The sequence below is a fragment of the Flavobacterium solisilvae genome (assembly GCF_012911605.1).
Taxonomy (GTDB): Bacteria; Bacteroidota; Bacteroidia; order Flavobacteriales; family Flavobacteriaceae; genus Flavobacterium; species Flavobacterium solisilvae.
The window spans coordinates 1-250 of record NZ_JAAMPT010000064.1 but is presented as its reverse complement, the minus strand read 5'-3'; the positions used below and the strand labels follow the sequence as shown (position 1 = coordinate 250).

Here is a 250-nt window from a genome sequence, read left to right as displayed (position 1 = left end):
TTTTTTGTTGAATGTTGGTGAGCGTGGTGCTGGTTTCTTGAGCGTCGTTTTGGGCTAAAGCGCTTAGATATTCTTGGGTTTTGGTTTCGATATACTCCAAGTGTTTATCTATTTTCTTTTGATTAAAATTGGACTTCTTGCCATTGTGAGCTCTAGATTTTGTGCCGTCAATAGCGATGGTTTCGCCTGCAATTAATTCGGCGTCTTTTAAAAAACTAACAAACAGTTTGAAGAGTTGTTTTAGTGCTTT

1 pseudogene is annotated in these 250 nt (G+C 37.6%); it reads right to left on the bottom strand.

The window, feature by feature from the left end:
* Window positions 1-250 (bottom strand): annotated as a pseudogene (locus G6042_RS00305) (IS1182 family transposase); the annotation flags it as partial.